The sequence below is a fragment of the Phycicoccus avicenniae genome, assembly GCF_018139485.1.
In the GTDB taxonomy this organism is placed as follows: domain Bacteria; phylum Actinomycetota; class Actinomycetes; order Actinomycetales; family Dermatophilaceae; genus Phycicoccus; species Phycicoccus avicenniae.
This window is the reverse complement of the sequence record NZ_JAGSNF010000009.1, coordinates 12,796-29,196: the sequence shown is the minus strand read 5'-3', so window position 1 is coordinate 29,196 and position 16,401 is coordinate 12,796. Positions and strand designations below refer to the sequence as shown.

18 protein-coding genes are annotated in these 16,401 nt (G+C 74.5%); 12 read left to right on the top strand and 6 right to left on the bottom strand.

The features are described 5' to 3' along the window. Positions 1 to 23: 23 nt before the first annotated feature. Positions 24 to 1,976: a Stk1 family PASTA domain-containing Ser/Thr kinase gene (gene pknB, locus KC207_RS07440; protein WP_249138619.1), complete on the bottom strand. Its 1,953-nt coding sequence runs from the start codon at positions 1,974 to 1,976 to the stop codon at positions 24 to 26. Between the two features lie 51 nt (positions 1,977 to 2,027). Further along, positions 2,028 to 3,155, bottom strand: a complete 1,128-nt coding sequence (locus KC207_RS07435; RefSeq protein ID WP_211602383.1) for a LysM peptidoglycan-binding domain-containing protein — start codon at positions 3,153 to 3,155, stop codon at positions 2,028 to 2,030. A gap of 149 nt (positions 3,156 to 3,304) precedes the next feature. Here KC207_RS07435 and KC207_RS07430 point away from each other — a divergent pair, with 149 nt between their 5' ends. Both KC207_RS07430 and KC207_RS07425 read left to right on the top strand, forming a co-directional pair. After that, on the top strand, positions 3,305 to 3,682 hold the full coding sequence (locus tag KC207_RS07430) for an Rv2175c family DNA-binding protein (protein ID WP_367616036.1): 378 nt from the start codon (positions 3,305 to 3,307) through the stop codon (positions 3,680 to 3,682). Beyond that, entirely contained in the window at positions 3,679 to 4,986 is a 1,308-nt protein-coding gene (locus KC207_RS07425; RefSeq protein ID WP_211602540.1) for an alpha-amylase family glycosyl hydrolase, read from the top strand. Before KC207_RS07430 ends, KC207_RS07425 begins: the two co-directional genes overlap by 4 nt. A 22-nt stretch (positions 4,987 to 5,008) precedes the next feature. Here KC207_RS07425 and KC207_RS07420 read toward each other — a convergent pair whose 3' ends face one another. Next, the gene (locus KC207_RS07420) at positions 5,009 to 6,094 is read right to left on the bottom strand and encodes a polyprenyl synthetase family protein (protein WP_249138617.1); all 1,086 of its coding nucleotides are present in this window, start codon (positions 6,092 to 6,094) and stop codon (positions 5,009 to 5,011) included. Between the two features lie 79 nt (positions 6,095 to 6,173). On the opposite strand from KC207_RS07420, the gene metF reads away from it, so the two are divergent. Beyond that, positions 6,174 to 7,079: a methylenetetrahydrofolate reductase [NAD(P)H] gene (gene metF / locus KC207_RS07415; RefSeq protein ID WP_211602380.1), complete on the top strand. Its 906-nt coding sequence runs from the start codon at positions 6,174 to 6,176 to the stop codon at positions 7,077 to 7,079. 14 nt (positions 7,080 to 7,093) lie between these two features. On the opposite strand, the gene KC207_RS07410 is transcribed toward metF, so the two are convergent. Together KC207_RS07410 and KC207_RS07405 are read right to left on the bottom strand one after the other, a co-directional pair. Then, complete coding sequence (locus KC207_RS07410) at positions 7,094 to 7,921, bottom strand: IclR family transcriptional regulator domain-containing protein (RefSeq protein ID WP_211602379.1); 828 nt, start codon at positions 7,919 to 7,921, stop codon at positions 7,094 to 7,096. A gap of 60 nt (positions 7,922 to 7,981) precedes the next feature. Further along, the gene (locus KC207_RS07405; RefSeq protein WP_211602378.1) at positions 7,982 to 9,460 is read right to left on the bottom strand and encodes an amidohydrolase family protein; all 1,479 of its coding nucleotides are present in this window, start codon (positions 9,458 to 9,460) and stop codon (positions 7,982 to 7,984) included. 175 nt (positions 9,461 to 9,635) lie between these two features. Between KC207_RS07405 and KC207_RS07400 the strand changes: the two genes are divergently transcribed. From KC207_RS07400 to KC207_RS07380, 5 genes are read left to right on the top strand one after another with little or no spacing between them, the layout of a single operon-like run. After that, positions 9,636 to 10,892, top strand: coding sequence for a CaiB/BaiF CoA transferase family protein (locus KC207_RS07400; RefSeq protein WP_249138616.1), 1,257 nt, complete (start codon positions 9,636 to 9,638; stop codon positions 10,890 to 10,892). Further along, entirely contained in the window at positions 10,889 to 11,674 is a 786-nt protein-coding gene (locus KC207_RS07395; RefSeq protein WP_211602377.1) for a citryl-CoA lyase, read from the top strand. The genes KC207_RS07400 and KC207_RS07395 overlap by 4 nt, the downstream gene beginning before the upstream one ends. Before the next feature lie 39 nt (positions 11,675 to 11,713). Further along, positions 11,714 to 12,577, top strand: coding sequence for a DODA-type extradiol aromatic ring-opening family dioxygenase (locus KC207_RS07390; RefSeq protein WP_211602376.1), 864 nt, complete (start codon positions 11,714 to 11,716; stop codon positions 12,575 to 12,577). Beyond that, on the top strand, positions 12,574 to 12,936 hold the full coding sequence (locus tag KC207_RS07385; RefSeq protein WP_211602375.1) for a hypothetical protein: 363 nt from the start codon (positions 12,574 to 12,576) through the stop codon (positions 12,934 to 12,936). Before KC207_RS07390 ends, KC207_RS07385 begins: the two co-directional genes overlap by 4 nt. Beyond that, positions 12,936 to 13,913, top strand: a complete 978-nt coding sequence (locus KC207_RS07380; protein ID WP_211602374.1) for a quinone oxidoreductase family protein — start codon at positions 12,936 to 12,938, stop codon at positions 13,911 to 13,913. Before KC207_RS07385 ends, KC207_RS07380 begins: the two co-directional genes overlap by 1 nt. A gap of 101 nt (positions 13,914 to 14,014) precedes the next feature. On the opposite strand, the gene KC207_RS07375 is transcribed toward KC207_RS07380, so the two are convergent. Continuing rightward, positions 14,015 to 14,536, bottom strand: coding sequence for a YbaK/EbsC family protein (locus tag KC207_RS07375; protein WP_211602373.1), 522 nt, complete (start codon positions 14,534 to 14,536; stop codon positions 14,015 to 14,017). Positions 14,537 to 14,667: 131 nt separating this feature from the next. Between KC207_RS07375 and KC207_RS07370 the strand changes: the two genes are divergently transcribed. From KC207_RS07370 to KC207_RS07355, 4 genes are all read left to right on the top strand, one after another. Then, on the top strand, positions 14,668 to 14,994 hold the full coding sequence (locus tag KC207_RS07370; RefSeq protein ID WP_211602372.1) for a putative quinol monooxygenase: 327 nt from the start codon (positions 14,668 to 14,670) through the stop codon (positions 14,992 to 14,994). Continuing rightward, complete coding sequence (locus KC207_RS07365) at positions 14,994 to 15,509, top strand: SRPBCC family protein (protein ID WP_211602371.1); 516 nt, start codon at positions 14,994 to 14,996, stop codon at positions 15,507 to 15,509. The genes KC207_RS07370 and KC207_RS07365 overlap by 1 nt, the downstream gene beginning before the upstream one ends. Before the next feature lie 125 nt (positions 15,510 to 15,634). Then, positions 15,635 to 15,961: a DUF6504 family protein gene (locus KC207_RS07360; protein ID WP_211602370.1), complete on the top strand. Its 327-nt coding sequence runs from the start codon at positions 15,635 to 15,637 to the stop codon at positions 15,959 to 15,961. Between the two features lie 15 nt (positions 15,962 to 15,976). After that, entirely contained in the window at positions 15,977 to 16,396 is a 420-nt protein-coding gene (locus tag KC207_RS07355; RefSeq protein WP_211602369.1) for an SAV_6107 family HEPN domain-containing protein, read from the top strand. Positions 16,397 to 16,401 lie beyond the last annotated feature (5 nt).

Genomic DNA, 16,401 nt, shown 5'->3' with positions numbered 1-16,401 from the left:
CACGAGCCCTTAGGAGGCGCAGGTCAGACGATGGTGAGCTTGACGGTGCTGCCCTCGGGGACGCTGCCGTCCTCCGGCTCCTGGAAGCGGACCGTCCCGAAGATCCCGCCGAACGCCCGCTCGACCTCGACCCGCAGGCCGGCGTCCTCGAGGATCCGACGGGCCTCGCCGAGCTGCTTGCCGACGACGTCGGGCACGTCGACCATGACCGGCCCCTTCGAGACGACGACGGTCACGGTGTCGCCGCGGAAGAGGGTGCCGTCGTCGGGGGACTGGCTGACGACCGATCCTTCCGGGACGGACCGGCTGTTCTGCGCCTCGCCGCGCTCGACCTGCAGACCGAGGTCGGTGAGCGCCGACTCGGCGTCACCCGCGGGGCTGCCGGTGACGTCCGGCACCTCGATCGGCTGCCGGCCCCGGCTCAGGGTGAGCCCGACCTCGGCGTCGCGGCGCAGCGACGTGCCCGGCTCGGGGTCCATCGAGATGACCTGGCCCTCGGGCACGTCCTCGGAGAAGGCCCGGCCGACCTCGCCGAGCGCGAGGTTGGTCTCGCCGAGCCGACGCTCGGCCTCCGCGCGGGTGCTGCCGGTGAGGTCCGGGACCTCGTAGCGCTCCTTGCCCTTGGACACGGTGAGCACGACCTCGGACCCACGAGCGACGGTGTCGCCGACCCCGGGGGCCACGCTGATGACCGTGCCGGCCGCGACGTCCTCGGAGAAGGCCTCCTGCACGGCGGCGGTGAGCGAGGCCTCCTCGACGGCGGTCATCGCCTGCTCCTGCGGGCGGTCGACGACCGACGGGACGGTCGAGCTGGCCCCGGGGCCGAGGAGGAAGAACCACGCGGTCGCGGCGGCGAGGAGGACCGAGAGCAGCGCGGCGGGCCACCAGTTGCGGCCCCGACGGCGGGGGTCGGCGACGACCTTGCCCTCGAGGGGCCGCGGGGGCACGGAGAGCGCGGCGGTGTCGCTGTGCCCACCACCGCTGCGTCCGTCGTCGTGCTCCGCCCCTCGGGCGGTCGCGCCGTAGGCGCGGGCCGTGACGGGGTGCGGGGGCAGGGCGGTCGTGGCCGTCGGCACGTGGGCGGCGCGGTCGGCCTCGATGCCGTCGGGCCGGGCGTCGAGCGCGACGGGGGAGAGGCTCGCGCGGGTGCGGCGGACGAGACCCAGCAGCTCACCGGCGTCGGCGGGTCGGTCGTCGGGGTCCCGGGCGGTCGCGACGGCGACGAGGTCGTCGAGCGCGGGCGGCAGCCCGTCGACCCGGTCGGACGGGACCGGCACCCCGCCGTGGACGTGCTGGTAGGCGACGTGGATCGGGGTCTCGCCGGTGAAGGCCTTGGCGCCGGTGAGCATCTCGACGAGGACGAGCCCGGCCGCGTAGACGTCCGAGCGGGCGTCGGCGACCCCGCGCTCGACCTGCTCGGGGGAGAGGTAGGCGACGGTGCCGAGGAGGACGCCCGACGAGGACGTCATCGTCTGGCTCGTCACGGCGCGGGCGAGCCCGAAGTCGGCGACCTTGACCGTGCCGTTCTCGTTGATGATGACGTTCTCGGGCTTGACGTCCCGGTGGATCAGGCCCTTGGCGTGTGCCTCGGACAGGGCCTGGAGCACGGCGTCGAGGACGTCGAGCGAGGCCCGCGGCGACAGCGCGCCCTGCTCGGCGAGGACGTCGCGCAGGGTCTGCCCGGGGACGTGCTCCATCGCGAGGAACACGTGGTCGCCGTCGCGGCCCTGGTCGTAGACGGCGACGACGTGCGGGTGGGACAGCGACGCCGCCGACCGTGCCTCGCGACGGAAGCGGCTGACGAAGGTGTCGTCGGAGGCGAGGTGGCGGTGCATGACCTTGAGCGCGACCTCGCGCTCGAGCCGCTCGTCGACGGCGAGGTAGACGGTGGCCATTCCGCCCTCGGCGATCCGCGAGAGCACGCGGTACCGCCCGTCGAGGGTGCGCCCGATGAGGGCGTCGTCGGTCGATGACACCGGAGCAGTGTAAGTACTCACCGGTGCCTCACCCCGACCCCTCGGCGCGTCTCACATCGTGCCGCGCAGCCGCATGATGGTGGCGACGTAGCGCCTCGTGTCCGAGTACATGCCGCGCTCGCGCACCGACGTCAGCCCCTGGTAGTAGCCGGCGACGGCGAGCTCGGTGCTCGAGGTGGACCGCCCGAGCGCCCGGAGCATGACGACCCCGGCGGTCACGTTGTCCTGGGCGTCGAGGAGGTCGAGGTCGCGGCCGACGAGCGAGGACGCCCACTCGCCGCCGGCCGGGATGACCTGCATCGCGCCGACCGCGTTGGCGGGGGAGACGGCGCGGTGGTTCCAGCCCGACTCCTGGTAGGAGATGGCCAGGGCGAGCCTGGGGTCGACACCGTGCCGGCGGGCGGTCGACGCGACCATCGCCTTGATCTCGCTGCGGCTCGGCACCGACCGCTTGGCGAGGATGTCGTGGTTGCGGCGGGCGGCCGAGACGACGCCGTCGGGGTAGCGGAACCCGGCGAAGGTGTCGCCGACCGGGTGCGCGTTCGAGGAGGCCGACGCCTTCGGGATGCGCAGGGTCTGGCCGACCCGCAGCATCGAGGCGGCCCGGATGCCGCTGGCGCGGGCGATCCCGTCGACGGAGACGCCGTAGCGGGCCGCGAGGTGGCTCAGGGTGTCGCCGGAGCGGACGGTGTGGGTGCGCGACGCCGGGCCCGAGGAGCGCTTCGCCGAGCGGGACGCCTTCGCGGCCCCGCCCGACGTGCCGCCGCGGACGGTGATCCTGTCGCCCGGGTGGATGAGGGAGGAGGCGCGCAGCCCGTTGGCCTTGAGGACGCTGCTCACCGACACCCCGTACCGGGCGGCGATGTGGCTGATCGTCTCGCCGGCGCGGACGCGGTGGACCGTGCCCGTCGCGGGGGCGGAGCGCTTGGTGGACGAGGAGGACGAGCCCGAGCGGGGGACCTCGAGCCGCTCGCCCGGCATGATGACGTTCGGGCGGCGGATGCCGTTGCGAGCGACGAGTGCCCCCACCGTCGTGCCGTGCCGGGCCGCGATGGCCGAGAGGGTGTCGCCCTCGCGGACCCGGTAGGTCTCCCAGCCGCCGCTCCGCGACGTCGTGGCGGGCGCGAGCGCGACGAGCTCGACCGGTGGGGCGGCGGGAGGGGGTGTGGCGGCGACCATGAGGGGGTCCTTCGACCTCGATGACGGGGGACGGCGCGGCCGTCCGCTGCGGTTCCTGCGGCCCACGGTACCGGAGGGGCCGGTGTGACGGGAGGGAAGAGAGAGGTTCCCGGTCCTCGGCGGGTCGCGGGTGTGCGACGCTGGTCGGCGTGAGCACGACCCCCGACCTGCCGTCCGTCGAGTCCCTCGTCCCCGCGTGGGTGACGATGCCCGACCTCGCCGAGCGCCTCGGCCTGCGGCTGTCCGTCGCACACGCGCTCGTCGAGGACCGCGAGCTGCTCGCGCTGCGGGTCGGCGAGCGGAACGTCCTCGCCGTCCCCGAGGGCTTCCTCGGCGACGACGGTCCGCTCCCGGCGCTCAAGGGGACGTTCACCGTCCTCGCCGACGGCGGCATGGACGACGAGGAGATCGTCCGGTGGCTGCACACCCCGGACGACACCCTGCCCGTCGAGGGCGCCCCCCTCGACGCCCTGCGCGCCGGCTTCAAGACCGAGGTGCGGCGTCGCGCGATGGAGGAGGCGATCTGAGCACCGCACCGGCCTGGGTCGAGCACGCGATCTGGTGGCGGGTCTACCCGCTCGGCGCCGTCGGGGCCTTCCCGCAGCCGCCGTCCGGGCCGACCGCCCCGGACGAGCACCGTCTGCTGCGGCTGCTCCCGTGGCTCGACCACGTCGCGGCGCTCGGCGCGAACGGCCTCGCCCTCGGTCCGGTCCTCGCGTCGGAGGGGCACGGCTACGACACCGTCGACCACCTGCGGATCGACCCGCGCCTCGGGGAGGACGGGGACCTCGAGCGGCTCGCGGAGGCCGCGCACGAGCGCGGGCTGCGGGTGCAGCTCGACGGCGTGTTCAACCACGTCGGCCGTGGCCATCCCTGGGTGGCGCAGGCCGAGGAGGACGGTCCGGGGAGCCCGGCGGCGGCGCGGCTGCGGCACGACGTCGACGACGCCGGGGCCCTGCTCCTGCACACCTTCGAGGGTCATGACGCGCTCGTCGCGCTCGACCACTCCTCGCCGGAGGTACGCCGGCACGTCGTCGAGGTCCTGCGGCACTGGCTCGACCGCGGGGCGGACGCCTGGCGCCTCGACGCGGCCTACGCCGTCCCCACCGACTTCTGGGCGGCCGTGCTGCCGGAGGTCCGCCGGACCCACCCCGACGTGTGGTTCGAGGCCGAGGTCATCCACGGCGACTACCCGGGCTTCGTCACGGCGAGCACCGCCGACACCGTGACCCAGTACGAGCTGTGGAAGGCGATGTGGTCCGGCCTCGAGGACGCCAACTTCCACGAGCTCGACCACGCGCTGCGCCGCCACGACGGGTTCCTCGACACCTTCGTCCCCGTGACGTTCGTCGGCAACCACGACGTGACCAGGATCGCGAGCCAGGTCTCCGACCCGCGGCACCACCCGCACGCCGTCGTCCTCCTCGCCCTGCTCGGCGGGACCCCGGCGGTGTACGCCGGCGACGAGCTCGGGCTGCGGGCCGTCAAGGAGGAGCGGGCCGGCGGCGACGACGCGATCCGCCCGGAGCTGCCGCAGGACACGACCGCCGTCCCCGGCGCCGACGGTGCCGTGTTCGCGCTGCACCAGGAGCTGTTCGGGCTGCGGCGCCGCCACCCGTGGCTGCACCGGGCCCGCTCTCGGGCGGTGACCCTGGAGAACGCCCGCTACGTCGTCGACGTGACGGACGGGTCGCGGGCGCTGCGGGTGGCGCTCAACCTCGGCGACGACCCGCTGCCGGTCGAGGGCGGGGCGGTGCTCGCGGCCGACCCGGCGACCCGGGATGGCGGCGGGGACGTCGCCCCTCACGGATGGGCCGTGCTGGAGCGCTGAGCCGGTCCGGCGGCGCGGCCGCTCAGGCCGAGCGGGCCGTCGCCGTCGTCACGAGCCCCTCGAGCACGTCCCGCGCCTCGGGCGCCAGGTCCGGGGCTGCGGCGAGCGCCTCACGGGCCGATGCCGCGAGCACCGAGATCTCGTCCTCCATGACCCGGGTCGCGCCGGACGCGGTGATGATGCCGCGCAGCTCGTCGACCTCCGCGTCGCCGAGGTCCGGCCGTCCGACGAGCGCCTCGACCCGGGCGGCTTGCTCGGCGGTGCAGCCGGCGAGGACGTGGGCGAGCAGCACGGTCCGCTTGCCCTCGCGCAGGTCGTCCCCGGCGGGCTTGCCCGTCTGGTCCGGGTCGCCGAACACGCCGAGCAGGTCGTCGCGCAGCTGGAAGGCCCGGCCGAGGTCGAGGCCGTAGCGGGACAGGGCGTCGCGGCCGGCCTCGTCCATCCCGCCGACGGTGGCCCCGATGAGCAGGGGGTGCTCGACGGAGTACTTCGCGCTCTTGTAGCGGATGACCCGGCCGGCCCGGACGACCCGCTCCTCGTCGGGGACGCCGCGCCAGGGACGCATCGACTCGACGACGTCGAGGAACTGGCCGGCCATGAGCTGGGTGCGCATCCGGTCGTAGACGGGGCGACCCCGGGCGAGGTCGGCGTCGGGCAGGCCGCACGAGGCGTACATCTCGTCGGTCCAGCCGAGGCAGAGGTTGCCCGCGAGCACGGCGCCGGCGAGCCCGAACCGCTCGCCGTCGCCGTCCCAGCCGCGCTCGGTGTGCCGGGTCGCGAGCGCGCGGTGCGCCGCGGGCATCCCGCGCCGGGTGTCGGAGTCGTCCATGACGTCGTCGTGGATGAGCGCCGCGGCCTGGAGGACCTCCATCGCCGTCGCGAGCCGTACGAGCTCCGCGGAGTCCGGCAGACCCGCGGCGCGCCCGCCCCAGTAGAGGAAGGCGGCCCGCAGCCGTTTGCCGCCGCGCAGCAGGTCGCCGATCGCGGTGAGCAGGTCCTCGACGTCGGGGCCGAGCTCGGCGAGCACCTCGGCGCGGGCCGCGAGCTCGGCGTCGAGGACGGCCTGGACCCGCGGCCGCAGGTCTGCGGTGTCGAGGACGCTGGACACGATGGGCTCCTGGCACGCGGTCGTTCGGATCGTGGCAGGTCCGAGCCTACGGCGTCGGGGCTCGCGTACCCTCGCCGCCATGACGCAGCGCGCTCCCGGGACCCGCCCGGCACACCTCGTGGCGTCGATCCCCGACCACCTCCGCGGGGCCCGGCCGTCGGTGAGCTTCGAGTTCTTCCCGCCGAAGGACGACGCCGCCGAGGCTCACCTGTGGGACGCCGTCCGTCGGCTCGAGCGGGTCCGCCCGGCCTTCGTGTCGGTGACGTACGGCGCCGGGGGGACGAGCCAGGACCGGACGGTGCGGGTCACCGCCCGGATCGCCGAGGAGACCTCGCTCACCCCGCTCGCGCACCTCACGTGCGTCGGGCAGTCGGTCGAGCAGCTGCGCCGTGTCGTCGGCCACTACGCCGCCTCCGGGGTGCGCAACGTCCTCGCGCTGCGGGGCGACCCGCCGGGCGACGTCCGGGGGCGGTGGACCGCCCACCCGGACGGTCTCGACCACGCCGAGGACCTCGTCCGGCTCGTGCGCACGCTCGGTGACTTCACCGTCGGGGTCGCCGCGTTCCCGGACGTCCACCCGGACAGCCCCGACCTCGACCACGACGTCGAGATGCTCGTCCGCAAGGCCGACGCCGGCGCGACGTTCGCCGTGACCCAGATGGTCTTCGACGCCGACACCTACCTGCGGCTGCGCGACCGGGTCGCCGCCCGCCGTGAGCTGCCGGTGACCCCGGGGCTCATGCCGGTGACGAGCTACCGGCAGATCCAGCGGATGTCCGAGCTCATGGGCATCCCGCTGCCGCCGACGGTCGTCGAGCGGCTTGAGGCCGTCAAGGACGACCCGGCGGCCGTCCGGGCGGTCGGGGTGGCGATCGCCGCCGAGCTCGGCCGGCGGATGCTCGACGAGGGCGCGCCGGGGCTGCACTTCATCACGATGAACCGCTCGACGGCGACGCTCGAGGTGCACGACGCCCTCGGCCTCTGACGCCAGGGTCCGGGTCAGGCGAGCTCGACGCGGCTCTCGGCCGCCGGCGCCTCGACCTGCGGACGGGCCTGCCAGAGCGCCCAGTCCTCGCTGACCTCGCTCGCCGCGCGCTGCAGGAGCGGCAGGTAGTCGTCGACGAGCGTCTCGACGGAGGTCTCGGCCGCGTGCACGGTGACGTTCATCGCCGCAAGGACCGCCCCGCTTCCGTCCCGGACCGGGACCGCGACGGAGCGCACCCCGGCGGCGAGCTCCTCGTCGGCGAGCGCCCAGCCCCGGGCCCGGACCGCCCGCAGCTCGTCGGCGAGGGCGTCGGCGTCCCACCGGGCCCGCGCCGCGACGTTCGAGCGCGACGGGGTGGCGAGCGCCTCCTCGAGCCGCTCCGGCGGCAGGCCGGCGAGCAGCACCTTGCCCTGCGAGGTCGGGGGCGACGGGAAGCGCGTCCCGATCTCGACCCGAAGCGCGATGATCTTCGGCACCGCGACGCGGGCGACGTAGACGATGTCCGACCCGTCGAGCTGGGCCATCGACGAGGACTCACCGGTGCGCGAGACGAGCCACTCCATCCGCGGGCGGGCGATGTCCCACAGCCCGAGCGAGGACACGTACGCCGTCCCGAGCGAGAGCACCCGCGGGGTGAGGGCGTACTGCCCGTCGTCCTGGCGGACGAGCCCGAGCTCCTCGAGGGTGAGCAGCAGCCGGCGGGCGGTGGGTCGCGCGAGGTCGGTCGCGACGGCGACCTCGCTCAGCGAGCGGCGGGGGTGGGCGGCGTCGAAGCACGTGAGGACGTCGATGCCCCGCGCGAGGGCCTCGACGAAGTCGGGACCGCGGCCACGGCCTGCCATCGTGCTCTCCTTCCGCCTCGCCCGGACTGTCCGCGCGACCCTACGCCCGGGGGCGCCGCCCTACGCCTCGCCCGCGCCCGGCTCGCCGAAGATGCTGCCGCGCGCGAGCGTCGTGTCGGTGCGGAAGTCCGTGTACTGGTACGGGTTGTCGAGGACCTTGTCGTCGCCGTCCGGCATCGCCGGGTGCATCCCCGCCGTCCACGCCTCCTCGCCCATGACGTCGCGCAGGTGCTCGACCGTCGCCTCGGCGCGGCGCCGCAGGTCGGCGAGGTCGACCCCGACGAGCCGGCCGTCGTGCTTGACGACCCGGCCGTCGACGACGACGGTATGCACGTCCCCGCGCTGGGCCTGGAACGCGACGTGGCCGTACGGGTTGAGCATCGGGAACGACACGGGGGAGTGGTCGTTGCGCAGGAGGACGACGTCACCCTTGGCGCCGGGCGTGAGCCGGCCGAGCTCGTCCGCCCCGAGCGCCTTCGCCCCGCCGCGGGTGGCCCAGTCGACCACCTGCTCGGCGCGCAGGTGGACGTTCGTCACCGTGTCGCCGGTGGCGTGCGCCTCGAGGTGCTCGCGGGACCGGTCGGCGCCGAGCGTCGTGCGCATCGCGGAGAACAGGTCACCGCTCCACCACACGCTCGTGTCCATCGACAGCGACACGGGGATGTCGTGCTTGCGGACCTGCCAGGTGGGTGGGTAGCCCTGGCCGGCGCTCTGCTCGGACTCGGTCGAGACCGACACAGAGCCGCCGGTCGCGGCGATCCGGTGGTAGCTGTCGGCGGACAGCGTCGCGGCGTGGACGTAGACCGTCGACTCGTCGGCGAACCCGTGGTCGGTCATGAGCCGGATGCCGTCGTCGTTCGTCGCGCCCCAGACACCGGCGTGCGTCGTCACCGGCAGGCCCAGGTCGCGGGCCGCCTCGAACGCGGCCTTCTCCGGGAAGGCGGGGTCGCCGGTGACGTCGAACGCCAGCTGCCAGCCGTAGAGGTCGCCGCGGCGGCGGTCGAGGAAGGACCGCAGGCCGGGGTCGGCGCTCCACTCCCACGGGCCGGCTTGGATGTTGCCGTACGCGAGGACGAACCGCCCGGGGACGGCGGCGAGCGCGTCGACGGCGGCCTCGGCGTGGTCGAGGGTCTGCAGGCCGTGCGACCAGTCGACGGTCGTCGTCACGCCCGCCTCGAGCGACTCCCAGGCGGAGAGGAGGTTGCCGGTGTGGACGTCCTCGGGCCGGAAGTGCTTCCCGCTCTCGAGGTAGTACCAGACGAAGTACTGGGTGAGCGTCCAGTCGGCGCCGTAGCCGCGCATCGCGGTCTGCCACATGTGCCGGTGGGTGTCGACCATGCCCGGCATGACGATGCCGCCGCTCGCGTCGACCTCGAGCGTGCCGTCCGGCCCGGAGAGGCCGGTCCCGACCTCGGCGATGCGGTCGCCCACGACGAGCACGTCGGCGTCCTCCAGCACGGTGTGCGCGTCGTCCATCGTGAGGACCGTGCCGCCGCGGAACAGTACCGCCGGAGCTCCGGCCACCTCGTCGTGAGTCATCGTGTCTCCCATCGTCGTCGATGTCGGACGCTTGTCCGCTGAACGGACACGCCGATGGGAAGACACTGTCGTCGGTCGGCGAGCGGCCTGTCAAGAGGTCGGCGGCGCGGTCGTAAGTCGACCCTTGACACGGCGGTCGCGTGCCGTCGACGATGGACAGCAGATGAACGGACAGATGTCCGCATCCGTGACGAGTCACCACGACGACCTCGAAGGGGCGACGCCGATGTCGACCGGGACCGGACCGCTGGCGGGGCTGCTCGTCGCCGACTTCTCCCGCATCCTCGCCGGGCCCTACGCCTCGATGCTCCTCGCGGACCTCGGCGCCGAGGTCGTCAAGGTCGAGTCGCCCGGCGGCGACGACACCCGGACGTGGAGCCCCCCGGTCCGCGAGGGCGTCTCGACGTACTACCTCGGGGTCAACCGCAACAAGCGCTCCGTCGCCCTCGACCTCAAGGACGAGGGGGACCGGGCGCTCGCCCAGGAGCTCGCCCGGCGCGCCGACGTCCTCCTCGAGAACTTCAAGCCCGGCGGCCTCGCCCGCTTCGGCCTCGACTACGACACCGTCGCGCGGGACAACCCCGGCATCGTCTACGCCTCGATCAGCGGGTTCGGCAGCGGCGAGGGCGGGCGCGACCTGCCGGGCTACGACCTCATCGTCCAGGCGATCTCGGGCCTCATGAGCCTCACCGGCAGCCCCGACGGCGAGCCGTACCGGGCCGGCATCTCGGTCTTCGACGTCATGGCCGGGCTGCACGCGACGATCGGGACGCTCGCGGCGCTCAACGCCCGGCACGAGACGGGCCGCGGTCAGCACGTCGAGGTCAACCTCCTGTCGTCGGCACTGTCCGGGCTCGTCAACCAGTCGAGCGCCTTCGTCGCCGGGGGCGTCGTCCCGACCCGGATGGGCAACAGCCACCCGAGCCTCTTCCCCTACGAGCCGCTGCCGTGCGCCGACCGCGACCTCATCGTCACCGCGGGCAACAACACCCAGTTCCGCCGCCTCGTCGAGGTGCTCGGCGTCCCGGACCTCGCCGACGACCCGCGCTTCGCCCGCAACGAGGACCGCACCGCGAACCGCGACGAGCTGCGTCCCCTGCTCGTCGAGCGGCTGCGGACCCGCGACGCGATGGACTGGTTCCGCGACATCATCGCCGCCGGGGTGCCGTGCGGGCCGATCAACACGATCGACGGGGGCGTCCGGTTCGCCGAGGAGGTGGGCCTCGACCCGGTCGTCGTCGTCGGCGAGGGCGACGCCGCCGTCCCGTCGGTCCGCAACCCGATCCGGTTCTCCGAGAGCCAGGCCCGCTACGACCTGCCGCCGCCCGGCCTCGACGAGCACGGCGAGGACATCCGCCGGTGGCTCGCGACGCCCACCAACACCCCGACCGACACCGCCACCACGGACATCCCGACGACGGAGGACCGATGACGACCTACCCGACCTCGCTCGGCACCTCGACCGCCGACGAGATCCGGCTGCTCGGCCAGGACCTCACCGGGGACCTCATGGGCCGGGTCGGCTTCGGTGAGCTCGCGTTCTGGCTCGTCGCGATGCGCCGCCCCACCGCCGGCGAGGTGCGGGTCTTCGAGTCCGTCCTCGTCGCCCTCGCCGACCACGGCTTCACCCCGACCGCCATCGCCGCCCGGCTCACCTACCTGTCCGCCCCCGACTCGCTCCAGGGCGCGCTCGCGGCCGGGCTGCTCGGCGGCGGGTCCCGCTTCCTCGGCGTCACCGAGGACTGCGGACAGTTCCTCCACGCCGTCCTCGACGACCTCGGCGAGGACCTGCCGACCGACGACGCCGGCTGGGACGCCGTCGCCCTCGACGCGGTGCGCCGCACGAAGGAGGCCGGCCGGTACGTCCCCGGGCTCGGTCACCCCGTCCACAAGCAGGGCGACCCGCGCACCCCCGTGCTCGTCGGCATCGCCGAGGAGGAGGGTCTGCGCGGCCCCCACCTGCGGCTGTTCGAGGCCGTCGGCCGCGTCCACGACCAGGTGCTCGGACGGCGGCTGCCGCTCAACGGCGCCGGGGTGTGCGGGGCGGCCCTCGCCGACCTCGGCCTGCCCGTCGAGATGCTCCGCGGGTTCGCCCTCCTCGCCCGCTGCGCCGGCCTGCTCGGCCAGCTCGCCGAGGAGCGGCGCCGTCCGATCGGCATGGACGCCTACCTCGCCGTCGACCGCAACGCCGAGTACGTCGACCCCACGTCCTGACCCCCCTCCCGGCCCCACCGTCCTCGAAGGAGACCCTCAATGGCGAAGGTCGTCGCCGTCATCGCCTCGACGCACCACCCGTTCTACTACCGGGCGAGCCGGTCCGTCGGGGACGAGCGCCCGCCGTTCGCCGACGAGTGGGTGGCCAAGATCGAGCGCTTCCGCGAGACGCTGACCCGGGCCCGGCCCGACGTCCTCGTCATGGTCGGCAGCGACCACTTCCACCAGCTGTGGCTCGACAACATGCCGCAGTTCCTCGTCGGCAAGGCGCCGGTCTACGACGCCAACTGGTACAACGAGGAGCGCGAGTTCGGGCTGCCGCGGTTCCGGCTCGAGGGCCACGAGGAGCTGTCCTCGCACATCCTGCGCGGGGGCCTGGACTCCGGGTTCGACCTCGCGTTCAGCAACGAGCTGCGGATCGACCACTCCGTGACGTGCCCGATCATCACGCTGCGCCCCGAGGCCGACCTGCCGATCGTCCCCATCTACACGAACATCTTCGCGCCGCCGCTGCCGCAGCCGAAGCGCTTCGTCGAGCTCGGACGGCAGATCCGGGCGCTCGTCGAGTTCTGGCCGAGCGACCAGCGCGTCGCCATCATCGGCACCGGGCACCTCTCCCTCGAGCTCGGCGGGCCCCGCCAGTTCGGGCCGCACGGCCCCGACCCGGAGTTCGACCGCAAGGCCGTCGAGTGGATCGCGAGCGGCGACGTCGAGGGCTGCCTCGCCGAGGTCACGCTCGACAGCCTCCACGCCCCCGGCAACGCGACCCACGGGTTCATGGACTTCATGCTCATGATGGGCGCCGCCGGCGACGGGGTGCGGGCCGACCACGTCGACTCCCTCGACCTCTTCCACACGATGGAGGCCTACTTCACCTGGTACCCCGAAGGAGCCCCGGCATGAGCAAGTACCTCGTCGACAAGTTCCTCTTCACCATCGACCGCGACCCCGACCTCGTCGAGCGATACCGGGAGGACCCCGACGGCACGGTCGCGTGGTGGGAGGAGACGCAGGCGAACCGGATCCTCGGCTGCATCGACGACGAGCGCAGCACGTGGCTCGCCTTCACCGACGAGGAGCGGACGGCGCTGCGCGACCACGACCACGTCGCCCTCTTCGAGATGGGCGCCCACCCCTTCCTCACGCTCACCCTCTTCATCGCGATGTTCGAGCGCGACCACGACGAGCCACTCGCCTACCAGAAGGCGTACGGGGAGGCGCTGGCCCACCTGTCCCTGCCGTACCCGGACATCACGACGTGATGCGGGCCGCCACCGTCACGGCGCACGGGGCGCACCCCGAGGTCCTCGAGCGTCCCGACCCGGTCGCCGGCGACGGCGAGGTGCTCGTCGCGGTGACCGCCGCGGCGATCACCCCGCTCGACCTGCTGTGCGCCGGCGGGCGGTCCTACTTCGGCGCGCCGGCGCTGCCGTACGTCCCCGGCGTGCAGGGCGTCGGCGTCGTCCGCGAGGGGCCGAACGGTCTCGTCGGGCGCCGGGTCTGGTTCGCCTCGCCCGCGGGGATGGCGCCCGGTGACGGGGGCATGGCCGATCTCGCCGTCGCCGCCGAGGGGTCGGTCATGGCCGTCGACGCCGACGTGCCGGACCCCGTCGTCGCCGCCCTCGGGCTGTCCGCCGTTGCCGCGTGGGAGGTGCTGGAGGGCCGCGCCCGGCTGGCCGCGGGGGAGTCGGTCCTCGTCCTCGGCGCCGGTGGGGTCGTCGGCCAGGTCGCCGTGCAGGCGGCCCGGCTGCTCGGCGCCCGTCGGGTCGTCGCCGCCGCCCGCTCGGAGCGCGCCCGGGAGGCGGCGGTCGCCAGCGGGGCCGACGTCGTCGTGCCGCTCGTCGACGGTGAGGACGCGGCCGACCTGACGTCGCGGCTCGTCGAGGCCGCAGAGGGGCCCATCGACGTCGTCGTCGACCCTCTCGCGGGGGTGCCCGGCACGGCGGCCGTCGGGGCGCTGGCCGACGGGGGACGGCTCGTCAACCTCGGCAGCAGCGCCGGGCCGGCGGTCACGGTCGACTCCGCGACCGTCCGCAGCCGGTCCGCGGCGGTCCTCGGGTACACGAACAACGCTCTCACCCCGCAGCGTCGGGCGGAGGTGCTGCGGACCGTCGTCGACCACGCGGCCGCCGGCCGGCTGCATGTGACCCACGAGGTGCTGCCGCTGGACCGCGTCGCCGACGGCTGGCGCGCGACGGCCGACGGGAGCGCCGCCGGACGGGTCGTCCTCGTCCCCTGACGCCCCCTGTGTCGCGACCTACGGCGCAGTACTCGTCGTGATCGCGTCCACTCGTGCGCCGTGGACCGCGACATAGAGGGCGACTGAGGAGGCGAGGCGGGTCAGGCGACGTCCATCGGGGAGCCGCCGGTCACCCGGATCAGCTCGTCGTACGTCGTCGCGAAGACCGTGTGGCTGTGGCCGGCCGCGGCCCAGACCGTGTCGTAGCGGCCGAGGGTCACGTCGACGACGGTCCGCAGCGGCGCCGGGTGCCCGACCGGGCCGACGCCGCCGATCGCCATCCCGGTGTGCGCCCGGACGAACGCCGGGTCGGCCCGGTCGAGGGCGTCGATGCCGAGCAGCGCGGCGACCTTCGCGGTGTCGACCCGGTGACCGCCGGAGGCGAGGACGAGGACCGGCTCGTGGGCGCCGTCGGCGGTCGTCGCGTCGAAGACGAGGCTGTTGGCGATCTCGGCCGGGGTGATGCCGAGGGCGTCGGCGGCGGCCTGCGCGGTGCGGACGGCGTCGGGCAGCTGGCGCAGCTCGGGGTCGATGCCGTGCACCCGGAGCACGTCGAGCACAGCGGCGACGTGCGGGTGGGCCGTGAGGTCCCGCCGTGGGGCGGTCGCGTCGTCGCTCGTCATGCGGGGAGCGTAGTGACCGGCGACCGCGGACGGGGCGGACCGACCGCGGGCCGGACGTGTCGTGCCATCCTCGGACCGACGCACCCGCGTCCGGACGAGCGGGTCCGACCGCCGAGACCCAGGAGTGCCCGATGATCCTCATCACCGTGAAGTTCCCGATCCGCGAGGACCGGCTGGAGCAGTGGCGCGAGCTGTCCCGGGACTACGTCGAGGCCGTGACCGCCGAGCCCGGCAACGTCTTCTTCGAGTTCTCCGAGAGCGTCGACGAGCCGCGCACCTTCGTGTGCATCGAGGGCTTCCGCGACGACGCCGCCGGCAAGGAGCACATGGCCCAGCCGCACGTCGAGCGGTTCATGTCGGCGATGCCGGACATCGTCTCCGCCCAGCCGCAGATCATCTACGTCGACGCCGAGGAGGTCGACGGGTTCGTCCCGATGGGGGAGATCCAGCCGCGCTGATGGTCGGCGAGCGGTGGGGCGTCACGGACGCCGAGGTCGCCTCCCGGTTCGCGTGCGACGACCTCGTCACCGACCCGGTCCTCGCCTGCTGGCGCGGGGTGTCCGTCGCCGCGCCGCCGGAGGTCGTGTGGCCGTGGGTGACGCAGATCCGCGTCGCGCCCTACTCCTACGATCTGCTCGACAACCTCGGCCGGCGCTCGCCGCGGCGGCTGCTCGGGCTCGACCCGCCGCGGGTGGGGGAGCCGTTCACCGCGACGGCCGGCCGGCCGCAGGGCGAGGTCCTCGCCGTCGACCCCGGCCGTCAGCTCACCGGACGGATCCTCGGGGCCGTCATGTCGTACCGGCTCGACCCGACCGACGGCGTCGAGGGCGCGGCCGGGACGCGGCTGCTGATCAAGCTCGTCATGGCCCGGGGGAGGGCGCTGGCGCCGGTCGTCGCGGTCGGTGACCTCGTCATGGCGCGGCGCCAGCTGCTCACCCTGCGGGACCTCGCGGAGGCGTCCCGAACCGCTTGACGGGGTGTCGGGGGACGGGGCTACAGTGGAGGTCTGGTCGAACACGTGTTCGACCATTCACCGACCGGTTCGGCCGGCGGGCGGGTGCCCGTCGGGTGCTCCGGCCTGCCCACCGGAAGGACACCATGGCACGTCGGCACGACGAGCCGCTCGAGGTCGCGGCGGGTCCGGGTCCCGGCATCCGGGGGGCGACGGGGACGGCGGGGACGGCGGTCGAGGAGGGCCCGCGCTCCTTCGTCTGGCGGGGGCGCCGGTACGCCGTGTGCGCCGTCCTCGACTCCTGGCAGGAGCGTCGCGCCTGGTGGCGCGAGGTGGGGGAGCACCCGGGCGGGGCCCCGGACACCGAGCGGCGGGTGTGGCGGGTCGAGGCGCGCCCGCCGGCGGGGACGGTCGGGGTGTTCGACCTCGGCCGCGACGACGACCACTGGCTCCTCCTGCGGGCCCACGACTGAGGAGACGACACACCGATGCCGCACGCCGCCACCACCCTCGACCTGCTCGAACGCTCCCGCGAGGCCGTGACCTCGGGCTACCTCGTCCCGTCCGCCTCCGCCCGCTACCTCGACGCCTCGCTCGCCGCGCTGCGGGCCGCCGCCGCCCTGCTCGCCGCCCGGCCGGTCGACCACGACACTCCCGGCGCCGGCCCGCACGACGTCTGGGCGCTCACCGCCCGCACCGCCCCCGACCTCGCCGAGTGGGCCGAGCGGTTCGCCGCCGTCACCGGCCACCGGGTCCTCGTCGAGACCGGCGTCGCCCGGGTCGGCGCCCGCGAGGCCGACGACCTGCTGCGGGACGCCGAGACCTTCGTCGACCTCGTCGCGGCCCGTCTCGGCGTCCCGGTCGCGCACCCCGCCGGCCGCCGGCTCGTGCCGGTCCGCTCCGCCTGAGGTGC